Below are 21,500 nucleotides of genomic sequence, written 5' to 3'. Positions count from 1 at the left end.
TTAGTCCCCTGATGCGGGCTTTTTTTGCGTACGATTTATCGTCTGAGCAAATCAGAGACGCTCAGCCATAGCCGCATTGACCTGGCAACGATGCGTCAGTTTCTGTAGACGCTTCTCGAAGCTCATGAACACCACCCGATCCGAACGACCACTTTCCAGCTCATCGATCAAGTCGCTGGCGACCTGACGCAACTCATAAGCGATGACGATACGATCGTCATTCAGGTCGTGCTTGTGGGATTCAAACAGACGGTGCAGATAGTCCTGCAGATCATATTTCAAGCGGTGCCGATCAGTCGCACGCAGGTGATTAAGGCTCAGGCTGATTTTGCCCAGCAATTCGCTAAGTTCACCACACAGGTATTGCATGCGCCTGGCGTAACCAATCTGGCCCTCGCGCATCGCCTTATGCTGCACTGCCGCCTCCTGGCTGCGCTGAATACCTGGAACTGCAACGGCGACCATCATTCCGATGATCAAGCCCGTTGCCTGAACCCAGCCTGCCCAGTCCGCTGGCCGCGAGAAAAAACCTGCACCCATCAACAGAACGGCTATTACACCGGCAACTATCACTAAAACAACGTAATCCTTGCTGATAAACCCTTTGGGCATCACGCGACTCCTTCGGTCTTTGTCGGCTGCAATCAATGGCATGGGATGCTAATCGGTGCGAGCGCCGGATACCACGACTATTGTCATGATGGGCAATGTTTCAGCCGCCCAAAGCAAAGTTAAATCTTACTTTTATTAGTGAAAGGTCTTACAACACCCATCGACAGTGGTGATGGCGTACTCCTAAAATGGCGGCGAGTTTCTATCCCTCTGTGTGGTAACCCCACTCCATTTCCAGTGAGCCGCGTTCTTGAAAATTCGTCTTCCAATTTTGGGCCTTTTATTTGCACTTACGGGCCCAGCACTTTCCACCAGTGCCTACGCGAACGACCCCGCCCCACTTAATCGTGACCCTTCGCTTCTTCATTTGGCGTCGGGCAGCGCAATGGTTGTCGACCTGCAAACCGATAAGGTTTTGTATTCAAGCAATCCGGATGTAATCGTCCCGATCGCCTCTGTTACCAAGCTGATGACAGCGATGGTGGTATTGGACGCAAAGCAGTCCATGGATGAGGTCATTCCGGTCAATATTTCCCAGACGCCGGAAATGAAAGGCGTGTTTTCCCGGGTCAAGCTGGGGAGCGAGCTGCCCCGCCGGGAAATGCTGCTCATCACCCTGATGTCATCCGAGAACCGCGCAGCGGCAAGTCTGGCGCACAGTTATCCAGGCGGTTATGCGGCGTTTATTCTGGCAATGAACGCCAAGGCCAAGGCGCTGGGCATGAAACATACGGTGTATGTAGAACCCACGGGGCTGTCTATTTACAACGTGTCTACCGCTCGCGATCTGACCAAACTGCTGCTTGCATCCCGTAAGTATCCAGCCCTCAGCGAGCTAAGCACCACTGCGGAAAAAACCGTGACCTTCCGAAAGCCCACTTATAGCCTGGGCTTCAGCAACACCGACCATTTGGTCCGTAAATCCAACTGGGATATCAAGCTGACCAAGACTGGCTTTACCAATCAGGCTGGACACTGCCTGGTGCTGCTGACCAGCATGGCTAACCGCCCTGTCGCGATGGTGATCCTCGATGCATTCGGAAAATATACGCACTTTGCGGATGCCAGCCGCATCCGCCAGTGGATGGAGACAGGTAAAAGCAACCCGCCGCCAGCCGTTGCTCTGCAGTACAAGAAAGAAAAGAATCTGGTGATGAAGCAACAAGGCCTGCAAGCCAACGAATGACCCGCTGAGCGCACCCCAAACAAAAAAGGCCGCCAACTATTGATTAAGTTGGCGGCCTTTTTGTTGCGGGTGCTAAGTGATTAGAGGTTGAACTGAGTGACCAGCTTGGTATTCAGGTAGGCCTCGATCGCCTCGGTGCCACCTTCGGAACCATAACCGGAATCCTTGATGCCGCCGAACGGAACCTCCGGCAAACCGATGCCCTGATGGTTGATCGAAAGCATACCCGCTTCAATGTAGGTACTCAGCGCATGAGCCGTCTTCATCGATGTGGTGAAGGCATAAGAAGCCAGACCGAATGGCACTCGATTGGACTCGGCTATCGCCTCTTCCACAGTGTCGAATGGCACCAGCAACGCGACGGGGCCAAAAGGCTCCTCGTTCATGATGCGCATTTCACGGGTCAAACCGCTGAGCACAGTAGGCTCGAAGAAATAGCCCGGGCCGTCGATAGCTCGACCGCCTGCGTTCAGCGTCGCACCGGCGGCAGTGGCATCACTCACCAACGCGGCCAGTGCCGGAATGCGTCGGTCGTTAGCAACCGGCCCCATGGTCACGGTGGAGTCCAGACCGTTACCAACCTTGATTTCGCGGGTCAGACCGACGAACTTCTCCAGAAACGCATCGAATACGCCACGCTGCACCAGAATACGGGTCGGCGATACACAAACCTGACCGGCATTGCGGTACTTGGCGGCTGTCAGCACACGTGCAGCAAGATCGATGTCTGCATCGTCAAAAACCAGTGCCGGGGCATGCCCACCTAACTCCATGGTTGCACGCTTCATGTGCTGCCCGGCCAACGCCGCCAACTGCTTGCCAACCGGAGTGGATCCGGTGAAGGTCACTTTGCGGATGACAGGGTGTGGGATCAGGTACGAGGAAATTTCTGCCGGGTCACCGTACACCAGACCAATAACACCAGCCGGGACGCCTGCGTCGGCGAACGCGCGAATCAGTTCTGCAGGCGATGCAGGCGTTTCTTCCGGTGCTTTGATGATGATCGAGCAACCTGCTGCCAGGGCAGACGAAAGCTTGCGCACAATCTGGTTGATCGGGAAGTTCCAAGGCGTGAACGCCGCAACCGGACCAACCGGTTCCTTGACGACTTTCTGCTCTACATGGGCGCCGCGAGAGGGGACGATACGACCATAACTACGACGGCCTTCTTCAGCCAGCCACTCGATGACATCAGCACCTGACAACACTTCAGCTCGAGCTTCAGCCAGTGGCTTGCCCTGCTCCTGAGTCAAGATCCGGGCTATCAGATCAGCACGCTCGCGCAACAACTGCGCGGCTTTCTGCATCGTCTTGTAGCGATCGTAAGCCGAAGTCGTGCGCCACACATCAAAGCCACGCTCGGCTGCGGCCAGCGCTTCATCGAGATCAGAAATACTGGCATGCGCAACAGTACCCAGTTGCTGGCCGGTAGCAGGATCGATAACGGGTTGGGTGCGACCATCTTGGCCTGCACGCCATTGACCGTCGATGAACAGCTGTACATCAGGATACATAGCGATTCTCCAGTTGCATTCGCAGGGATAAAAATGTGCTCTTTTTCAAAAGCGCTACGAGTTCAATGGGGGCACGATGTTTTATATCAAGGCATTGCAACCAATCGATCTCGATAAACCCGGAATCCATCAAGCCTTGGTTCGTTGCTGCCAGGCGGCCGCCAGCCCGCTCAAGCAGATCACGGCAATACCTAACTGCGCCGTCAATGAAGGCGCGTGGCCAAATACGAGATAGCCTAACAGGCCTGCAAACACGATCTGGCAGTAACTGAACGGCGCCAGCATGGCAGGTGCTGCAAAGCGAAAGGCCTGGGTCAACAGCAAGTGAGCGACCATCCCGCACGCCCCCAATGCCAGCATGAATGGCAAATGCTTGAGTTCCGGAGCTGTCCAGAAAAAGGGCAATAGCGCCGTCATCACCAGGGTGTTGAATAGACCTGCAAAGAAGTTGCTGGTAGTCGGGCTGTCATGCGCGCTGACCATTCGAGTGAGCAGCTGGTAAGACGCAAATAACGTCGCAGACCCCAGTGGCAGCAAGCTGGCAGGAGTAAACAGCTCGCCACCGGGATGCACGATGATCAGCACACCCGCAAATCCCACCAACACTGCCGCCCATTGTTTTCGCGTGACGTGCTCCCCAAGCAGCGGTACCGACAAAGCAGTGATCAGCAGTGGCGCAAGAAAGTTGACGGCGGTTGCCTCAGCCAGCGGGATATACATCAACCCTGTCGTAAACAATAAGCTGGTGCCCAGTAAGCAGAGCGCCCTCATTATCTGTAGCTTCAAGCGTTTGGTGCGCAGTACCCGCAACCCGGCTGACGGCATGAAGATCCCGGCCATCAACAGTGTATGCACCACGTAACGTATCCAGACCACCATGAAGACCGGGTAAAAACCGGACAGATACTTGGAAATGGTGTCGTGACTTGAAAACAGGAACGTCGCCAGGACAATGAGGGCGATACCCTTGAGTGGCTGATTGACGCCGGAGAGTGGCGTGCTGACGGTACTCATCTGGTTTCCTTGGCATGGCAGAAAACAGGTGCCTGTTCAGATAGCGAATGACTGCGCATCCGATGTCCCTGAATAGCGGATACGAGGAAGAATATAGAAGCAGCCCCGGTTATCCAAACAATGCCGAGTTTAATTACGAAATTAACTGACTGGCCAGTCCGAACGGGACACTCAAGTCCAGATTCGCATTAGCGCTCCGCTTGACCCGGTGAGTGGGTCGGCCACTGGCAAAGGGACCTCTGCAATCCGCAGTTTGGCAGCTTTCAATTCAGCATGATCAGCGCGCTGAATATCGTACTGGCTCTGGTTAGAGGGATAAGCGCCCACTACCAGAAAGTCATCGCTTTGTTTCATGCAGCAGTGACCGGTACCCGCCGGGAGTACCAGCACATCGCCGGATGCCACCGTGATTTCCTGCCCCATCTCGCCCCCCAGTTTGACGCGTGCAGCGCCGCTGGCTACGCCAAGCACTTCATGCGCAGTAGAGTGGTAATGGTGAAAATCAAAAATTACATCGCGCCAAACAGCTGGCCAGTGATTACCGGTGAAAAGTCGCTCGAACCCGGCTGCCGTATCAGCGTTTTCGAACGAGACATTCCGGTACACCAGAACAGGCAACCGACTGTTGGGAATTTCTCGGTCCTCATCGAAAAACAGCTGTTCAGGTGCACGTGAAATCATGATGGCGACTCCTTACCGTTGGGCTCATTACCCATGTCGACTCCTGCTGATCACCCACATTGTCGGCATCAGACAAGTGGACAGGTTTAATGCGTAAGCAAAGGCACAGTAAACGTGAATTCGCTGCCCCGCCCTAACTCGCTGCTCACCCAAAGATCACCGCCATGGGCCTTGATGATGCCCATCGAAATGTAAAGCCCCAAGCCAGTACCACTGGGGTTGCCTTGCCGAATTCGCCAGTAACGCTCGAAGACATGGGGGATGTGCGTCGGGGCAATACCCGCTCCCGTATCAGTCACAGTGAACTTGGCATAGCCACCATCTTTTACAGCCTTGACCGTAACACTGCCTTCCTTTGGGGTGAACTTGATGGCGTTGCCAACCAGATTGGACAGCACCTGGAACAAACGCTCCGGGTCGGCCGAAATGTGCAACTCGGGTTCAGAGACAAAGCTCACCTCGACAAATTTGTTAAGCGCCAAGGGCGCGAGAAGAGAGTAACTCTCCTCAAAAATCTGGCTGACATCCATCGGTTGCGCCGTGATGGAATAGCGACCGGCCTCGATCTTCGACGTATCCAGCAAATCCTCCAACAGGTTCGTCATCCGTGTCGTTGCACGTTGCATCGTGTCGATTGCTGAATTGACACGTTTGGATGAGGGGCCGCTATCAGCCCCTATCAACCGCTGCATCATGCCGCACTGCATGACAATAACTGTCATTGGGCTACGCAGGTCATGGGAGACAACCGCCACCAGATCATCCCGCGCGCGAACTGCTTCCTGCTCGCGCAACACTTGCCGGGCAAGATCGGTTTCCAGCGCTGAACGCCGCAAATCGGCTGCAGCAAACAGGTCACCGCTGCTCCAGCGATGCGCCTTGCCATCAACCTGTTCCTTCCAGATTTCAAAGGACTTGCGCGGTTCGAGCCGGCTACCGGCCCCGGTGTCCGAAAGCTCCATGGGCTTGCTGGGGTCACCACTCCAGTTGACACTTTCCTTGGCCTCGGGACGAAACCACAGCACAGCATTGTCCACCGGCTTGGGCAGAGTAAAACTCAGCAACCCGCTGGCAACGTCCTGATATTCGCGGGCGCCTGGAAAGACCTCACTCAGACTGGACGACTCATAAATACCGGCAGGTTGCTGCTTAATCCAGCCATAAAGAGCCTGTATTTGTTCATCGTTCGGGCAGGTGCCCCACGTGTACAAGCGCTCTTCTACCAGCAACGCGACTCCCGATGCGTCAGTCAGCGTCATCAGACACTCAGGACGTTGCGCCAACGCCTCCAATACATCCTGATCTGTTGCGCGTCGCATCGTATCTGCAAGCTCAGTAAGCAACGCCTCTTTTTTCTTGCGCTGCTGGACAACCTCGGCCTCCTCCAGCGCGCTGATCTGCATCGACAGCACTTGGCCGATGGTCTGGCAAGACGCCCGTAATCCATGCGGCACCAGCAGGGGCTGACGATTACCACAACTGATCAGGCCCCACAGGCGATCGCCCTTGAGTAACGAGATACTCATAGAAGACAGCACGCCCATGTTCTTCATGTATTGGCAATGAATCGGCGAGACGCTACGCAGCAGCGAATGCGTCATGTCCAGCGGCATTAAGGTGTCCGGGCGCAGTAACGGAACCAGCGGTACCGGCATATAGCGAGCGTCGGGGATGATCCGTAGCCAGTTAAGGCGGTATAGCTCTCGTGCCTGACTCGGGATATCGGAAGCTGGAAAAAATAGCCCGTTATAAATGTCCATTCCCGGGCTGGAAGCTTCGGCAATTACTTGACCGTGCCCCTCTTCTTCAAACCGATAAATCAACACTCGGTCATAGCCCGTCAATGTCTGAATTTCACGGACACTTATCTCGTAGAGTTCTGCAAGAGACTTCGCGCCCTGCAAGCGGCGCAAGGTCCGAGCCAGGCCGCGATCCAGTTGCTGCACACTGGCCGAAGGCAGTTCGCCGGGATTTTCGATTTCCAGCATCAACAATCCATCATGGCGATGCACTGCGCAGTCCAACAGAGCGCCGCCATAACTCAACGAGAAGGGGTTGATCTCATCCAGCGAGCTGGCGCTCGAAGCGCTGCGGATATGCTGAGCCTCAGCAGTACCCAATACGGTTTCCAGATCCTTACCCGCCAGCTCTGATGCGGGACGGCCAAAAAGCGCTTCAGCATTGGCGCTGAGCTGCTGCACGATCCAGGTTGACTCGTTGACCACCACCAGTACGCCATGAGGCTGAATAGCCCCCGGAATCTGGATGGGTTCATGATCGCAGTTGGCGAGCAACTGATCAAAGACATCCCCGTCATCAATAATCATCGCAAGAGCTCCTCACCCTCAGACCAGCGCAGAACACAAATAAAAGTAGCAAAAGCAGCTCGACTGGCACGCCTGCTTAATACGGGTATTTCTGGAGATAAGCGAATCACGCTAATGCCATGCGGTTAGTAATCAGCCCCGATAAGCAGTGCCCGCTACTTATTGGATCCAACCTTTGGCACCTGATGAATTGTTCTTTCGAGCGCGCGCGATTGCTGCAACACCGCTGATACACATGAAAATAAACAGCATTTATTGAACGTGAAGATATACCCGTAAATCTTCACAACCATAACAAGCGTTGCTCAGCGCATTGTTTTGGCAGAGCCGAAAGATCCGCGAAATACCCACAACTGAGGGCATTGCCTGCCATTTGAAGAGGTTGTCGTCAAACAAATTAACGCCCGCAACCATGGCACATCAACGAGCCCAACACACCGTTATATTCTTACAAGTGCCGGATCAGCACGTCGCCCAATCAAAACGCCGGACACTTTACAGCATCGAGTGAATCAGCGAATCACTCGACCAAATCTTTTTCGCATAACGACTTAAGTGAGGACTGATTACCACTAGCAACCCGTGCGTCAGGCTGCGATGCATTGGCATAGCCAGCCTGACGAATCATTGCAGGACCGTCAGAAAATATAATCAGTCGTCAGGAAGCTGGATTCCCGATTACGAATGATATCGCTGATCAGCGCTTTGTTAGCGTCCTGAAACTTGGTTGCGACCAGGGTACGGATTGAGAAAACCCGAAGTGCGTCGTGAACCGACAGAGTACCTTCGGCAGAATTCTTGCGACCGTTGAAAGGGAATTGATCCGGTCCACGCTGACACTGCGCATTGATATTAATGCGCCCCACCTGATTGGCAAACGCATCGACCAGCCGTCCGACCTGCCCCGAGTCGTTGCCGAAGATGCTCAGTTGTTGGCCGAAGTCAGAATCCAGTACGTAATCGATCACCGACTCCAGATCACGGTAAGCCACAACAGGCACCACCGGACCGAACTGCTCTTCGTGGTAAACCCGCATTGCCGAGGTCACCGGATACAACACCGCCGGATAGAAAAACGTTTCGTTGACCTCACCCCCTCCCTCATTGACGACGCGCGCACCTTTGCTTACGGCGTCGTCAACCAACCCCTTCAGGTAATCGGTCTTGCCCGGCTCGGGCAGTGGAGTCAGTGAAACCCCAGGCTCCCAAGGCATACCCGCTTTCAACTGGGAAAGCTTTTCCTGGAACTTCTCCAGAAAGCTATCGACCACACTTTCATGCACAAAAAGGATCTTGAGCGCTGTGCAGCGCTGGCCATTGAAAGATAGCGAGCCCGTTACCGACTCACTGACCGCATTATCCAGATCAACATCCGGCAACACGATGCCTGGATTCTTCGCATCCAGACCCAAAGCAGCGCGCAGACGATGTGGTTTAGGGTGCAGCTTCTTGAGATCACTGGCCGCCTTATTGGTCCCGATAAACGCAAACACATCCACCTTGCCACTGGCCATCAAGGCACTGACCGTCTCCCGACCACTGCCATAGATGACATTGATGACGCCCGCAGGGAAACTGTCCCGGAACGCTTCCAGCAGTGGCCGAATCAGCAACACGCCAAACTTGGCAGGCTTGAACACCACGGTATTACCCATGATCAGAGCCGGAATGAGCGTGGTGAAGGTTTCGTTCAGCGGGTAATTGTAGGGCCCCATGCACAGAGTCACGCCTAGTGGAACCCGGCGAATCTGGCCAAGTGTGTCCTGCTCCAGTTCGAAGCGACTGGAACGGCGATCCAGCTCCTTGAGCGCATTGATGGTGTCGACAATGTAATCGCAGGTGCGATCAAACTCTTTCTCGGAATCTTTGAGATTCTTGCCGATTTCCCACATCAGCAGCTTGACCACTGCATCGCGCTGCTCGCGCATACGCTTGAGAAATGCCTCGACATGCTGAATACGCTCAACGACGCGCATCGTCGGCCAGGCGCCCTGCCCTCGGTCATAAGCCTGGACTGCCGCTTCCAGCGCTGTCATTGCGGTCGCTGAATCCATTAAAGGCGTACTGCCCAGAATCACCGATTGAATGCCCCCGGCAGCCTTGAGGCACACCGGACTACGCACCGGCGCCAACGGCCCCTGCCACAGCTGCAATGTACCGTTGACCAGATACTCGCGCTGCTCGATGGCCTTGTCTGGACGATACTGCTCGGGAATTTGCTCAAGGGCGGGAAATAATGTTTCAAGACGATTGCTGGCAGTCACTTCTTTCACCTCTCTGGAGATCAGTCACAAGGAGCATGCCAGCTACACTACGCCAAAGTCCCCCGCATTTGGAAACCAGAGCCGCCAACCTGCTGAATAGTAAAAATATTTTCGGTCCACGCTTGACTAATTCAATTGAAACAGTAACATAGCGCTCATTCCGCGATAGCTCAGTTGGTAGAGCAAGTGACTGTTAATCACTGGGTCCCTGGTTCGAGTCCAGGTCGTGGAGCCATATTTTGTAGAGAGCTAGAAAGCTGTAGATTCAAGGGTTTGAGTGGGTCACGTAGGATTTTTTACCGCCCTCACTGATGAAGTCAGTGAAATGCTGAAAATCTCCCAAATCCACTCAAATCCTCAACAGCTTACCTCTCGTTACATTTCAGGTAGTGAGTCAAAGCGCTGTCTCTAATCATTCGATTTAGAGGCAAGCATAATGACAATCGCATCGGTCCTTTCGACCAAAGGCGGCCTTGGCAAGACCACGGTAACCGCAAATCTAGGCGCTTTTTGCGCCGACGCTGGTATCCGCACCCTCCTCATAGATCTCGACACGCAACCGTCGTTGTCCTCGTTTTATCGCCTTGAGCATGAGGCGCCTGGCGGCACCTACCAGCTGATTTCCCAAAACAACACCCGCGCCGATCAGGTCATTTCACGCACCTGCATCCCCAATCTGTCACTGATCCTTTCCAACGACCCCCATAACCAGCTCAGCAACATGCTGCTTTACGCGGCTGACGGGCGTCTTCGGCTGAAGAATCTGGTGCCTGCGTTTGCTGACGACTTCGATCTGATCCTGATCGATACCCAAGGCGCGCGATCGGTGACGCTGGAAACCGCACTGCTGTGCTCCGACCTCGCCATTTCCCCGATCACGCCTGACATGCTGGCCGCCCGGGAATTTTACCGCGGCACCCAGCAACTGCTGAAAGACCTGGAGCCGCTGTCCTAGCTGGGCGTGTACAGATCCGGATGAGGTCGTGCCCAAGGACCTGCAGACCCACGCCGAGAACATGCGCAAAAGCTACATCGACGGCGGTGGAGAATGGTGGACCGGCAGCGGCACTCGTGGACTACAGGACGACCTACCCGCCGATCTGCTAGACGGCCCCGTTGATCCCGAGCCGACTGTGATGCCCCTACCTGATCACCCAACCGAGCAACGCACATGGCCACAGCGTCCCAAAGCGCACAGACCCAGCATCAGCAAGTACGTGAAAAGGGCATGATCGCCCGGACACTGTCCCTGCCCTTCGCCTTCATCGGCATCATGCTCGGCTCGCTGCTGATCAGCATCTTCATGGAGTGGATCGGACTCTATTTCTACTGGCCTGAAGAAGGCTGGCACCACGCCCAAGGCATGCTTAACAGTGAACTACAGTGGCTGTCTGATGAATATTCTCGGAGCCTGCTGATCGACCAACCAGGGCGAACGGCAAAGGATCTAGTTAACACGGCTTACGTCTGGACGTTCGAAAAGACTGGCTTCGTCGACTGGATCAACCACTCCGCCGCGCAGTCGCGCCTTAATGGCGACCAAGGCGAGGGCATGACCCGGGCGCTGGTTGTGATGTACGTCTACGTAGAGGATTACGGATTGGCGGCGATGTACACCGCCCTCACTTTTCTGACCCGGCTGATTATCCTCGCGCTGACCACGCAGCTGTTCTTGATGGCTGCGTTTACAGGTGTGGTTGATGGACTCGTGCGCAGGGATCTGAGGCGGTTTGGTGCTGGGCGGGAGTCAGGGTTTGTCTATCATCGGGCGAAGATGATGATCGTGCCGTTGGCGGTTGCGCCTTGGATCATTTATTTGGCGTTGCCGGTTAGTTTGAGTCCGGTTTTGGTGCTGCTGCCGTGTGCGGCGGCGTTGGGGTTGGTGGTGAGTGTTACGGTGGGGAGTTTTAAGAAGTATCTCTAAGGCAGAACTTCAAACTGGTCACCATTAAGGCCTTTCCACTCAGAAGTTGAGTAGAAAGGCGAATTCGGAAAGCCTGAAAGGCCAAGACTTATTCCAAATAAATATTTTCTGCCAAAATTGTTATGGACGCTCCATATACCGGCTCCAGTTCAATTAGAGTTAGAGTTCCATTACGGACTTGAGCCAGCTTTTTTTCAAGTTCTGGCCACTGTAAATCAGCTTCGCTTGGCTCCCGTCCTCTCATCATGAAAAATAAACTTCTCGCAGCCGATACTTCCTTGCAATTATCGCCACCGACCTCAAGTCGGGTGATCCGATCAATTATATTGGACATTCGCATCTCGGTGAGCAGGACGTCCTCTACCCCTTTCGCAACGAGCTGTTTACGCTCTTCCCCCAAGAATACACACGTGACTTCGATTCGAAGCTCTTTTTTTATCGGATCAAGACGGATGCCGTCGATCGTAGCCTCAGTTAAAGAATCCCAGTTACTCATAAATCTTCTCACTTCCTTGGCAATGGCGAATAATCACGACCTGGGTGCTCCCTAACTCCACCCGGCCATTCATGGACATGCGGCCTATCATAGCCTTGGTGCGGCTTGTCATAGTCTCTTATCGGTTTGCCGTCTGCCCCATACTCGCGAGTTCGTCGCGTGCCCTCTCTAACTTCACCAGGCTCGCCACGGTTAGGGACATCTTTACTCCTGCCCGACCGGGACGACTCTTTAGCCTCATCATCTCTCGCCTTCGTACCTTTGTCTTCAGCTCCGGAATCATTTTCGGAATTTTGGTTAAATATCGTTCCACTATTCCAATTCGAAGAGCTATCGATATTGCTGCCTGGATTACCTGCCCCCAAGGCGCCGTCATCCCCGCCGTCCTTGTTCCCGCCGCCCGTGAGCGAAGTGACAAAAACCGATACCAACATGGCCATTGCCAAGGTGAACATCGCCGAAATCTCAAGCGCATCCTTGCCATCCGGATCAACATACTTGTACGGGTTATTGTTGGCGTACGCATAGCGGTTGAAGCTGTGCAGGTTGTCTTCCCGGAAATCCAGTGGATCTATGCCCATGAATCGGCCGAGCACCGGATCATAGTAACGCGCCCCCACGTAGGATAGACCGGTGTCATCATCAAAGGCCTTGCCGTGGAAGCCTAAGCGCGCTCAAGATAGATCGAAGGATGCAGATGGTGATCCGACTTGTGAGTATTGTGGAGTAAAAACAACCAATACGCCCGGTCGACCGAACTCTGCACAAACGGACCACATTGACGCATGGTCTAAGGGCGGAAAAACTAACGATGCAAATGGTGCAAACTCATGCCGTACGTGCAATGCATCAAAAGGCGCAAAAGACTTCGGCCCGCAATGGCTGCCACCGGGATATAGATAAGGAGAATAAGATGGGAGATTCAAAATTCGAAAACTCGCGATTGGGCGTATATTGCTGTGGGCACATATTCCGCCGCGAAAGACCCGTTTTATTGGTAGTAAGGGAGGACGGGGATTGGCAGTTTTTGTGTGGGGGGGCTGATCATAATGATCCGTTGGAGCCATACCATATTAGCATTGGGGTTTTGCTTGATATTGACCCAACGCTAAATGAAATTTCAGATCTTCCGCACAATTGGGAAGCTGAGCGCAACGAAGTCGGTAGCGATTGGCTGAAGACGTCGGGGGAACAATAACCCCAAATACCTGTATTTTGGATATCAGTTTGTCTGCTCAACAAATAAAGGCCTGCCGCCGGCAGGACTTTATTTTTTCTAGCCCAAACTGGAACTCACACGCAAGACATTACACACTTAAAAATCCTCAAAATAGACAAAATTGAACACATCACCCCCTTCCAAAATGAGAAACATTTCGAATACTATATCGCGCGCGCCTTCTATTCTTCATGAGGGATAGCTGCATAATTATCTGTAGATAAATCTTTAAAAAACACAAAACCCTCAACAATGCTGTTCACATTTTCGACATCACTCTCCTCTACACCTTGGAATATCAGTCCAGCGCGCATTGCATTTCGGTCTTCTCAGCATTAACGCACGGACTCAATATGCCATGCGACTGAGGGTAAGTATCCCAGTAAAATCCCAGCGCCTTATAGCCACCAAAACGATTCAACTAAACCCCCAAATTCTTTATCCCTCACTGGCGGCGGTAGTCACATGGCGGCTCAGCCCCCTGCAAATGCGGCTTTTTTCAGAGTAAAACAGGCCATAGCGCTTCTGACACTCCCCGCTCTCTAAGGAGTCGACGCCTGACCGCGGTCGCTTTTACCACCTCCAGATCACAGTCGACTGGCACATATACTTGATCCCACTCTTCCATAATAAAATATTGAACCTTGAGCCCATTTCTTATCAGGTACTCGCCAAAGAGTTGATCAGTAGGTCTCGAGAAGTCTGAACACCAAAACGGCAACCTCTGATCAAAAAAACGTTTTCCAGTCTTCATATACTCCGAAAACAAATCGCTCATGTTCTGCTCCGATGATTTTCGTCCGTTATCGTGCGTGAAGCTTTGGAGGCCTTCGAATATTTACTCTTTTCCAGCACCATATGCCCCCCCCCCGCCCGCTTAGCTGGATATCGCCTTTTCATTAATCAAGCAACTGGCCGCGTGATTTAAAGCCACTTTGTATGAAATCACTTGGCCCCCATTCCAGTTTTATTGAAGCCCTTCCACCGGCTCCTTGGCAAGCTTGCTCCATCCGCAACTACAAGGATCGCCCTTATGAGCGCATGGATAGAGCAGTACAGAGCCAGATTTTTCTTAGTTCTAGCCCTGCTAGTCTGGGGCGCTAACATCCACGCTAACACGTCGATTGAAGAGGCAACCAACCTAAACCTCATCCTCCGCCAACTAGACTCCATCGACCGCATCACCCGCTCCAGCGAGTCCCTCCCAACCGAGGACGGCCGCTACACCTTCGACTACCCGCGACTCAGCGCAGAAATCGAGCTAATCCGCCAAGGCATCAAAGCCTACCAATCCCCTGCCCGCGCACAGCCACGTCATCCAACTGAGTTGACAGGGCACTACCTGCGAGAGGCAATCGACACGCCATGAGCATGACGCCCGAACAATCAAGCGCATTTCAAGCCGGAGGTGGGTTTGCCGCGCAGGACACGATGACGCTGTTTGTCGGGTTCGCGCTGATGCTGATTCTGGTGTTTTCGGTGTGGGCGCTTGGCAGTGGGTATCGCGGCTGGAGCAAGGGGAAGCTCAGCAACGAGCAGTTCGGCACGTTGGCGCTGAAGATGACGATGCTCTACGTGCTGCTCGGTTATCTGCTTTTGCACTAATTCAGATTCACAACTATGCCCAGGGAGGCAATCACATGCGCAATCACTTAACTCAAAAACTCATACATGCCTGGTTGTGGGCAACTGCTCTGACGTCATCGCTTGCTCATGCAGCGTTACCTGAGATGGAGGCGCCGAGCCGAGGCGAAGGGACGAACATCATCCAGACGATGCAGAACTATGCCTTCGATGGCGCCGCGCTGATCGGGCTGTTGATTTCCGCTGCAGCATTTTGCGGTGTCGCTTACCACGCATACGGCACCTTTGCGGAAGTGCAAAGTGGCAAGAAGACCTGGGGGCAGTTCGGACTTACCTGCACGGTAGGTGCCCTGCTCCTAGTGCTAACTATTTGGCTGTTGACCAAAGCCGCCGGCATTCTTTAAGGCCCTGGGAGTTCGGTGATGACTACTCTGTCTGAGCAGTTGCCGGACGGCACGCTGCACTTTCTTCCCAATAGGCTCAACCGGCAACCGGTGATCGTGCTGGGGATGACTGCCGATGAGCTTTGGTTGTCTGTCGGCTTGTCGGCATTGGTGGGACTGGTAGGCTCTGATTATCCGCAGCAACAATCAAAAAATACCTGCCATCTGCTTGCACAACGCCGGACCACTCAATCGTCAATGGATTACGTCCCGGCAGGTGATCAGCAACAACGCTACCCTGCGCGTCGACCACCGCTACTCGGGGCTTCAACACCGTCTTTGAGAAACCGAAACACATGTTGTTGCACATCGAATGGACGTTGATGACATAGGCCTGCCCCTTGCGAAGCTGGAAGTCGAAAACCAGATAATTAGCGGGCGTTTGCCCAATTTCGATTCGCGGGTCCGTTGCGCCGATCTCCCACCGCACGGGAAAAAGGCCACGGCTAACTGGCAGAGGAATCGAGGAGGCCTGCTGAAAAGCTTCTCCAAACGAGTGTGCGACAGGTGTGATGGATGATCTAAGCTGTTGTTGGTAGCTGGCCACGGAGTTACTTGCACAACCAAATAGGAGCGAAAGTAGAATGACGAATAATAGGTGTCTTACCGTCAAAAATCCTTAAGTTTTTTATATCATTCGAAAAATCAGCCCCCATCAAATCCACATCAAATCCACATCAAATTCTATAGTTACCTACTCCCTAAGTACGCCTAGGCATCAATTATGAAAGCTGAGATTTTATATGAAACTCAACCACCTCGTGACGTCAGATTACCCTTCAAAATCGGCAAGATCATTTACCACAGCCAGAACATCAACCCTATACTCAGCAAGAACTCTCGACTGCAATTCCTCCAAATAATCTTTAGCGCCACGAGCAGCGCTACCAACAGAAACTCGATAGTCCACAGATGTTTCTAGCCAGCAGGACCGCACCTGATAAAAACTAGAATCAACGTCGTATGACATTGCAAATATCGGCTCCTCTTCCTCATCCATGGATACATAATAAAAATCTTCTATACTGCCGTGTTCAATAGCCCGTAACCACCGAGCAAAAAACACTGCCAGCTCGACCAGCAAGCAGTTCTCCACAACCAAAATATCAGCCCCATCATGAGAGAATGAAACTTCCCCTTCAGTCCCAACAAATATACTTCTCCCATCTAGCCGAGTAGGAAATGACAAAATCTTGAAATTTATTTTCATTTGCTCATTTCTCATTTACCGGAAAGGCATTTATTACTTTACCATCGCTCCCAACCACAACACGAATGGTTGTTTGCCCTTTGCCCCCGAGAGGTCGCCCGAGGTCAGTTACTACCCGAAATGTACCTTCTATATTGGGGTTTGGGAGGAATACAGCATCAGGAGAACGCAGTGCTTCCTGTATGAGTGACCGTACCTCGTCAACGTCGCCGGTATTGAATTTAGCTTTTGACTGGGACCCTCCCCCAAGCAAATGTTTATCTTTCGGGATGAACGAGCCAATTTCGTCAGCCGCAGAAATGCAGCTTGCGATGCAGCGGCTAAAACTACTGGGCGATCTGGGAGCTCGCTGCCCACACCGCCTTTCTTGCCAGCAGACGCGAGTATATTATCAAGTTTTTTACTAACCGCTTCGGCGACTGCATCAGCCACACCTGCGCCTGTTTTTCCAACAGCGCCAGCCCCAGTAATGGCCATGGTGGTACGGGTGAAGAGAAGTGCTCGCTGCCACGCTTCGACATCGACACCGTAAATCGCATTCAGGTTGTCCGTCAGTTCTGGATTCAACGCAACCGCAGCGCCTTCACCTATGGCGGTGCCAGTTTCATAAAAATCGTTCACGAGAATGTCGGGAAGAACAAAAACTCCCTCATAGATTCCTTCCACTACTTTTCCACGCTGATGTATGACTGCCTGTGTAAAATCAATGACACCGTCCTTAAGTTGAAGGCCGGAATCCCGAAGTTCTTGGATGGCTGCGTTTACAGGTGTGGTCGACGGGCTCGTGCGCAGGGATCTGCGACGGTTTGGCGCTGGTCGGGAGTCGGGGTTCATCTATCACCGGGCGAAGATGATGATCGTGCCGTTGGCAGTTGCGCCGTGGGTTATTTATTTGGCTTTGCCGGTGAGTTTGAGTCCGGTTTTTGTGCTGCTGCCGTGTGCGGCGGCGTTGGGGTTGGGGTTGGCGGTGAGTGTTACGGTGGGGAGTTTTAAGAAGTATTTGTAAGTCCGACTCGATGACCCACCTATCCGCCTTAGCAAATGATTGGGTCGTACACCAAGCGATTTGAAAGCAGACTATTTAGGGTTCACTGCAAAATAGCGATTTATTAGCAGCACATCTTCCTCCGCCCATCCAAGGTCAGGATTGGTCGCCGCTCGACGCAGGCGATCCTCAAAGTTCCGTCGAACTGTACTGGCTCGCAGCGATGCAGGCTTTACTTCCATAAAAAATAACGCAGCAGAACGGATAGTTGATGTCAGTGCATCACACAGGTCGATCAACAGTACGGCATCAGTGCTGCCTTCTAACTCCTCAACAATCGAATCGCCTATTCGCCCCAAGCCCGAGACAATGTACAAGTCATGACGATCCTCTTCCACGTTCAGTTGAGCTACATCGATAGACTCAGGCCAGTGCTCTAATACACGGTCGAGTAATATGTCAAATTTCAGACCAGATTCTGCTTCACTCATTTTCTAATCCTTCCGTCAGGCCAAATGGGGGATGCCGAGCAAATACCCAACGTGGAACGGGATGTAAAGATAAATTCATATTGAGCTCACACCAGATAACTAATACAGCTCCCCAAGCAGCCATATACTCATGATCAGGATCACCTCATTAAGTGGGTACTCTTATACCCCTCAAAAACCTGGTCAGCGTCCCCTCCTTTTCGCGACTGAAAAATGAATTGAGTCCAATGACCCGAACCCACATCAGTTCGGACGCTAAGGAACCAATTCTCTCCATAGTTAACAGCCATACACCCTTGGTGTTGGGTACGCTCGGCTACTGAGCCATTGAGTACCCACACGGCTTACCTCAAAGGTGTCCCATTGAAGCTCACGGCTTCCAAGTCACGACGAGTAGGATAATAGATCTTCTTTTCTTCAAGTTCATAAAAAATTGTCCCATGAATCCCTGCAACTTGAAATTTATCAACTCTGCGCGACCAGATATTATTGAAAGCGGCATCCAATAATTCGTTATTTTCGCGATCGTATATCTCATCTATAAATGCGATATCTGTACCTTTGGGGAAAATAAGTGAGAACTCTTCATCAGTCGCTGAAAAAATGTCGTAAACACAATTTGATGCGCCATCAATAATTTGAATATTTTTCATTATTTCTTCACCGGCCTAATGTTTTCATATCCCCCACCAGGTTTTTGCACATCCCAATGAGGCCCGCCATGAGTTTTGCCTCCCTGCCCAGTAGGCACCCACACATTACCTTTATCGTCAAGCCAACCGTTTTTTCCTCCCCCCATCCCTAGATTGGGATTGGGTACCCAATTCTCTCCACCTTTGGTCCTTGAAACCCTCAGCCTCACCTGGCTTTCCTGACGCTTTCGCTCCCGCAGGATCTTTTGCGTCGGATGGAGGGGCAGCTAAAAGAGGCGACTTACTGTTTGCATCATCACTATAGGTCATACCTCCGCTAATTTGCGTAGTTGGGTCAATCGCAGCACCCGAATAATTACCAGCTCCCAAGGCACCAGCTTCGCCTCCTCCGTCCTTGTTCCCGCCGCCCGTGAGCGAAGTGACAAAAACCGATACCAACATGGCCACTGCCAAGGTGAACATCGCCGAAATCTCAAGCGCGTCTTTGCCATCCGGATCGACATATTTGTAAGGGTTATTGTTGGCAGGTGTAGCGGTTAAAGCTGTGTAGATTGTCTTCCTGGAAATCGACCGGGTCTATGCCCATGAACCGGCCCAGCACCGGATCATAGTAACGCGCCCCCATGTAGGATAGACCGGTGTCATCATCAAACGCCTTGCCGTGGAAACCGATCTTGTTGCTAGTGCTCGGGGCCGCCTGATTGAGCTTCTCACCATCGGGTTTGTAGTTTTCCTTCCACAACAGATTTCCGGCCGCGTCAGTCGCGGCCAACGGGCTGCCGGACACGTCATATGTGTACCCAGTTCCGGCTAAGAATACGCCTCCAAAGAGGTAAAATCCTTATGTTAAAAATTTAATCGAACAATAAGATTCAGTCTTAGCTCAAGGCACGGTGCATACCACCTGACGACTAACTCAAAGAAACGACAATTGACTTGCAAGAGACTCTAATGTACTCGCCATCATTGAAAGCAATAAAGAAATGGTCTCCAGGGCGAGACTTTGCCTCACTAATTAACCACTCGTGATCAAAATCATCTGGATTTTAGTAGCCCAGTTCGACCACAGTCAATTCTGTTAAACTTAAGATCCTAGGAGATATAAAAATCGATTCAACCAAAAGAAAATTCAAAATTATTGACGCCTCATCAGTTTCTCTCTTGCCTTTCTGAAACCTTATAGCGAAGCTTCGACTCTCAAAGTTCATCTCAATCCGCGTCATATCGAAATCGTTATGGAGATCGTACTCTTTGCCATCAAATGTCAGACCAACATTATAGGGGATGAAGAAGTTTTTTATCATGTCATTGACGCTCTAGGTAACGACGAACGGTTCTGATGTCTTGCTGGCTAGTGGGGCGCCCCATACCACAATTAAATTTTAGAAATCAAAGAAAATTCAGCTTTCAAGCGGGATTTTTAATTCCTTGCGCTATCTGAGCGAATCTATCCCTGCAGAACTTATTCCCCCTAAGTTCTGAAAACTGCAAACAGGTCGGAACATAGGGATATGTTTTCGTAAATTGCATGCGGGAAACCCGATAAGCTTCCTAAATACGCTGAAACTCACCAGCATGGGCAACCACCGCAAGCTTTTTTGATGACATCCATTTCATAATTTCCATAAGAGCGACAAAGCAATGAGTAATACCCAATGCGGATAAGACTCATTTCTATCAGGACGATGGAAAAATGTCTACTCATATGAGCGCGCTCACGTTCAACCTACGCTTACGCTCTGCAAGATCGGCTAATCAGAGCTAGAGCCAGTTGCACCAAACAAGAGTACAGCGATTTAGTTTTCCCGATGCTAGCTCTCCCATCTCCTTGGCAAACTCGCCGGACCTAGCAACAGCCAAGGACCGAGTAAATGCCAGCCCTTCCCCATCAACACCGAACCCCATTCATCCTGGCCCTAGCCCTATTCCTCTGCGCCTTAAATACCCTCGCTGACTCCTCCGTAACCGAACAAACCAACCTAAACCTCATCCTCCGCCAACTAGACACCATCGACCGCATCACCCGCTCCAGCGAGTCACTCCCCGCGGAAGACGGCAGCCGCTACACCGTCGACTACCCGCGACTCACTGAAGAGATCGAGCTAATCCGCCAAGGCATCAAGGCCTACCAATCCCCTGCCCGCGCACAGCCACGTCAACCGCCTGAGCTGACGGGCCACTACCTGCGCGAGGCAGGGCACAAGCCATGAGCATGACGCCCGAACAATCAAGCGCATTTCAAGCCGGAGGTGGGTTTGCCGCGCAGGACACGATGACGCTGTTTGTCGGGTTCGCGCTGATGCTGATTCTGGTGTTTTCGGTGTGGGCGCTTGGCAGTGGGTATCGCGGCTGGAGCAAGGGGAAGCTCAGCAACGAGCAGTTCGGCACGTTGGCGCTGAAGATGACGATGCTCTACGTGCTGCTCGGTTATCTGCTTTTGCACTGATTCAGATTCACAACCATGCCCAGGGAGGTAATCACATGCGCAACTACCTAATTCGAAAACTCATCCATGCCTGGCTATGTGCAACTGCTCTGATGTCATCGGCTGCTCATGCAGCGTTACATGAGATAGTGGCGCCGAGCCGAGGCGAAGGGACGAACATCATCCAGACGATGCAGAACTATGCCTTCGAAGGCGCCGCTCTGATCGGGCTGCTGATTTCAGCGGCTGCATTTTTCGGTGTCGCTTACCACGCATATTGTTTGCTGAAGTGCAAAGTAGTAAGAGGACTTGGGGCCAGTTCGGGCTTACCTGCACTATTAGTGCCCTGCTCTTGGTTCTGACCATCTGGCTGCTGACCAAAACCGCCGGCATTCTCTAAGCGCGGGAGCATGGTCATGACTACTACGCCCGAACAGCTACCAGACGGCACGCTGCGCTTTCTGCCGAACCG

The 21,500-nt window shown here is 52.5% G+C and carries 24 protein-coding genes, 1 tRNA gene and 5 pseudogenes; 16 read left to right on the top strand and 14 right to left on the bottom strand.

Annotated elements, in window-relative coordinates; translation table 11 throughout:
* Positions 1–51 precede the first annotated feature (51 nt).
* Positions 52–612 (bottom strand): hypothetical protein, encoded by a 561-nt coding sequence (locus ABRP31_RS11775; protein ID WP_349970788.1) that lies wholly within the window; start codon positions 610–612, stop codon positions 52–54.
* 250 nt (positions 613–862) lie between these two features.
* Between ABRP31_RS11775 and pbpG the strand changes: the two genes are divergently transcribed.
* Entirely contained in the window at positions 863–1,798 is a 936-nt protein-coding gene (gene pbpG, locus ABRP31_RS11770) for a D-alanyl-D-alanine endopeptidase (protein WP_087273326.1), read from the top strand.
* An 80-nt stretch (positions 1,799–1,878) separates the two neighbouring features.
* Here pbpG and ABRP31_RS11765 read toward each other — a convergent pair whose 3' ends face one another.
* The 5 genes from ABRP31_RS11765 to ABRP31_RS11745 all read right to left on the bottom strand — a co-directional run bounded on the left by ABRP31_RS11765 (position 1,879) and on the right by ABRP31_RS11745 (position 9,598).
* Positions 1,879–3,312, bottom strand: a complete 1,434-nt coding sequence (locus ABRP31_RS11765) for an NAD-dependent succinate-semialdehyde dehydrogenase (protein ID WP_349970787.1) — start codon at positions 3,310–3,312, stop codon at positions 1,879–1,881.
* Between the two features lie 129 nt (positions 3,313–3,441).
* The gene (locus ABRP31_RS11760; RefSeq protein ID WP_349970786.1) at positions 3,442–4,326 is read right to left on the bottom strand and encodes a DMT family transporter; all 885 of its coding nucleotides are present in this window, start codon (positions 4,324–4,326) and stop codon (positions 3,442–3,444) included.
* Between the two features lie 171 nt (positions 4,327–4,497).
* On the bottom strand, positions 4,498–5,007 hold the full coding sequence (locus ABRP31_RS11755) for a cupin domain-containing protein (RefSeq protein ID WP_349970785.1): 510 nt from the start codon (positions 5,005–5,007) through the stop codon (positions 4,498–4,500).
* 86 nt (positions 5,008–5,093) lie between these two features.
* Complete coding sequence (locus ABRP31_RS11750; RefSeq protein ID WP_349970784.1) at positions 5,094–7,334, bottom strand: ATP-binding protein; 2,241 nt, start codon at positions 7,332–7,334, stop codon at positions 5,094–5,096.
* 638 nt (positions 7,335–7,972) lie between these two features.
* A complete protein-coding gene (locus ABRP31_RS11745; protein WP_349970783.1) occupies positions 7,973–9,598 on the bottom strand; it encodes an NADP-dependent glyceraldehyde-3-phosphate dehydrogenase in 1,626 nt (541 codons plus the stop codon).
* A gap of 159 nt (positions 9,599–9,757) precedes the next feature.
* On the opposite strand from ABRP31_RS11745, the gene ABRP31_RS11740 reads away from it, so the two are divergent.
* The 4 genes and pseudogenes from ABRP31_RS11740 (at position 9,758) to ABRP31_RS11725 (ending at position 11,522) form a co-directional block, all read left to right on the top strand.
* A tRNA-Asn gene (locus tag ABRP31_RS11740) sits at positions 9,758–9,833 on the top strand.
* A gap of 201 nt (positions 9,834–10,034) precedes the next feature.
* Positions 10,035–10,550: pseudogene (locus tag ABRP31_RS11735) on the top strand (ParA family protein); the annotation flags it as partial.
* Positions 10,551–10,581: 31 nt separating this feature from the next.
* Entirely contained in the window at positions 10,582–10,830 is a 249-nt protein-coding gene (locus tag ABRP31_RS11730) for a hypothetical protein (RefSeq protein WP_349970782.1), read from the top strand.
* Complete coding sequence (locus ABRP31_RS11725) at positions 10,770–11,522, top strand: TIGR03747 family integrating conjugative element membrane protein (protein WP_349970781.1); 753 nt, start codon at positions 10,770–10,772, stop codon at positions 11,520–11,522. Before ABRP31_RS11730 ends, ABRP31_RS11725 begins: the two co-directional genes overlap by 61 nt.
* 88 nt (positions 11,523–11,610) lie before the next feature.
* Here the strand turns inward: ABRP31_RS11725 and ABRP31_RS11720 are convergent, their stop codons facing one another.
* Positions 11,611–12,018 carry a hypothetical protein gene (locus ABRP31_RS11720; protein WP_349970780.1) on the bottom strand — a complete coding sequence of 136 codons (408 nt, stop codon included), beginning with the start codon at positions 12,016–12,018 and terminating at the stop codon, positions 11,611–11,613.
* 469 nt (positions 12,019–12,487) lie between these two features.
* Positions 12,488–12,689 (bottom strand): annotated as a pseudogene (locus ABRP31_RS11715) (RHS repeat-associated core domain-containing protein); the annotation flags it as partial.
* Here ABRP31_RS11715 and ABRP31_RS11710 point away from each other — a divergent pair.
* From ABRP31_RS11710 to ABRP31_RS11685, 6 genes are all read left to right on the top strand, one after another.
* Positions 12,652–12,921 carry an HNH endonuclease signature motif containing protein gene (locus ABRP31_RS11710; protein ID WP_349970779.1) on the top strand — a complete coding sequence of 90 codons (270 nt, stop codon included), beginning with the start codon at positions 12,652–12,654 and terminating at the stop codon, positions 12,919–12,921. The pseudogene ABRP31_RS11715 and the gene ABRP31_RS11710 sit on opposite strands and share 38 nt — an antisense overlap.
* Positions 12,830–13,216, top strand: coding sequence for a hypothetical protein (locus ABRP31_RS11705; RefSeq protein WP_349970853.1), 387 nt, complete (start codon positions 12,830–12,832; stop codon positions 13,214–13,216). The genes ABRP31_RS11710 and ABRP31_RS11705 overlap by 92 nt, the downstream gene beginning before the upstream one ends.
* 1,054 nt (positions 13,217–14,270) lie before the next feature.
* Positions 14,271–14,606 carry an RAQPRD family integrative conjugative element protein gene (locus ABRP31_RS11700; protein ID WP_349970777.1) on the top strand — a complete coding sequence of 112 codons (336 nt, stop codon included), beginning with the start codon at positions 14,271–14,273 and terminating at the stop codon, positions 14,604–14,606.
* Positions 14,603–14,842 (top strand): TIGR03758 family integrating conjugative element protein, encoded by a 240-nt coding sequence (locus ABRP31_RS11695; protein WP_349970768.1) that lies wholly within the window; start codon positions 14,603–14,605, stop codon positions 14,840–14,842. Before ABRP31_RS11700 ends, ABRP31_RS11695 begins: the two co-directional genes overlap by 4 nt.
* A gap of 35 nt (positions 14,843–14,877) precedes the next feature.
* The gene (locus tag ABRP31_RS11690; RefSeq protein ID WP_349970776.1) at positions 14,878–15,225 is read left to right on the top strand and encodes a TIGR03745 family integrating conjugative element membrane protein; all 348 of its coding nucleotides are present in this window, start codon (positions 14,878–14,880) and stop codon (positions 15,223–15,225) included.
* Positions 15,226–15,243: 18 nt separating this feature from the next.
* Positions 15,244–15,588, top strand: a complete 345-nt coding sequence (locus ABRP31_RS11685) for a DUF3487 family protein (RefSeq protein ID WP_349970775.1) — start codon at positions 15,244–15,246, stop codon at positions 15,586–15,588.
* Between the two features lie 448 nt (positions 15,589–16,036).
* Here the strand turns inward: ABRP31_RS11685 and ABRP31_RS11680 are convergent, their stop codons facing one another.
* Complete coding sequence (locus tag ABRP31_RS11680) at positions 16,037–16,474, bottom strand: hypothetical protein (RefSeq protein WP_349970774.1); 438 nt, start codon at positions 16,472–16,474, stop codon at positions 16,037–16,039.
* 129 nt (positions 16,475–16,603) lie between these two features.
* Entirely contained in the window at positions 16,604–17,140 is a 537-nt protein-coding gene (locus ABRP31_RS11675) for a hypothetical protein (protein ID WP_349970773.1), read from the bottom strand.
* An 88-nt stretch (positions 17,141–17,228) separates the two neighbouring features.
* On the opposite strand from ABRP31_RS11675, the pseudogene ABRP31_RS11670 reads away from it, so the two are divergent.
* Positions 17,229–17,480 (top strand): annotated as a pseudogene (locus ABRP31_RS11670) (DUF4400 domain-containing protein); the annotation flags it as partial.
* Positions 17,481–17,551: 71 nt separating this feature from the next.
* On the opposite strand, the gene ABRP31_RS11665 reads toward ABRP31_RS11670, so the two are convergent.
* From ABRP31_RS11665 to ABRP31_RS11650, 4 genes and pseudogenes are all read right to left on the bottom strand, one after another.
* Entirely contained in the window at positions 17,552–17,950 is a 399-nt protein-coding gene (locus ABRP31_RS11665) for a hypothetical protein (protein ID WP_349970772.1), read from the bottom strand.
* A 344-nt stretch (positions 17,951–18,294) separates the two neighbouring features.
* The gene (locus tag ABRP31_RS11660; RefSeq protein ID WP_349970771.1) at positions 18,295–18,603 is read right to left on the bottom strand and encodes a hypothetical protein; all 309 of its coding nucleotides are present in this window, start codon (positions 18,601–18,603) and stop codon (positions 18,295–18,297) included.
* A complete protein-coding gene (locus ABRP31_RS11655; RefSeq protein ID WP_349970845.1) occupies positions 18,603–18,749 on the bottom strand; it encodes a polymorphic toxin type 37 domain-containing protein in 147 nt (48 codons plus the stop codon). The genes ABRP31_RS11660 and ABRP31_RS11655 overlap by 1 nt, the downstream gene beginning before the upstream one ends.
* Before the next feature lie 330 nt (positions 18,750–19,079).
* A pseudogene (locus tag ABRP31_RS11650) lies at positions 19,080–19,390 on the bottom strand (RHS repeat domain-containing protein); the annotation flags it as partial.
* A gap of 1,084 nt (positions 19,391–20,474) precedes the next feature.
* Here ABRP31_RS11650 and ABRP31_RS11645 point away from each other — a divergent pair.
* The 4 genes and pseudogenes from ABRP31_RS11645 (at position 20,475) to ABRP31_RS11630 (ending at position 21,428) form a co-directional block, all read left to right on the top strand.
* Positions 20,475–20,813, top strand: a complete 339-nt coding sequence (locus tag ABRP31_RS11645; RefSeq protein WP_349970769.1) for an RAQPRD family integrative conjugative element protein — start codon at positions 20,475–20,477, stop codon at positions 20,811–20,813.
* Positions 20,810–21,049 (top strand): TIGR03758 family integrating conjugative element protein, encoded by a 240-nt coding sequence (locus ABRP31_RS11640; protein WP_349970768.1) that lies wholly within the window; start codon positions 20,810–20,812, stop codon positions 21,047–21,049. Before ABRP31_RS11645 ends, ABRP31_RS11640 begins: the two co-directional genes overlap by 4 nt.
* A 35-nt stretch (positions 21,050–21,084) precedes the next feature.
* A pseudogene (locus tag ABRP31_RS11635) lies at positions 21,085–21,249 on the top strand (hypothetical protein); the annotation flags it as partial.
* A gap of 68 nt (positions 21,250–21,317) precedes the next feature.
* Complete coding sequence (locus tag ABRP31_RS11630; protein ID WP_372489379.1) at positions 21,318–21,428, top strand: DUF2976 domain-containing protein; 111 nt, start codon at positions 21,318–21,320, stop codon at positions 21,426–21,428.
* Positions 21,429–21,500 lie beyond the last annotated feature (72 nt).

Source organism: Pseudomonas caspiana (assembly GCF_040224095.2).
Taxonomy (GTDB): domain Bacteria; phylum Pseudomonadota; class Gammaproteobacteria; order Pseudomonadales; family Pseudomonadaceae; genus Aquipseudomonas; species Aquipseudomonas caspiana.
Note: the sequence above shows the minus strand (reverse complement) of the source record. Positions and strands in the feature narration are given on the sequence as shown.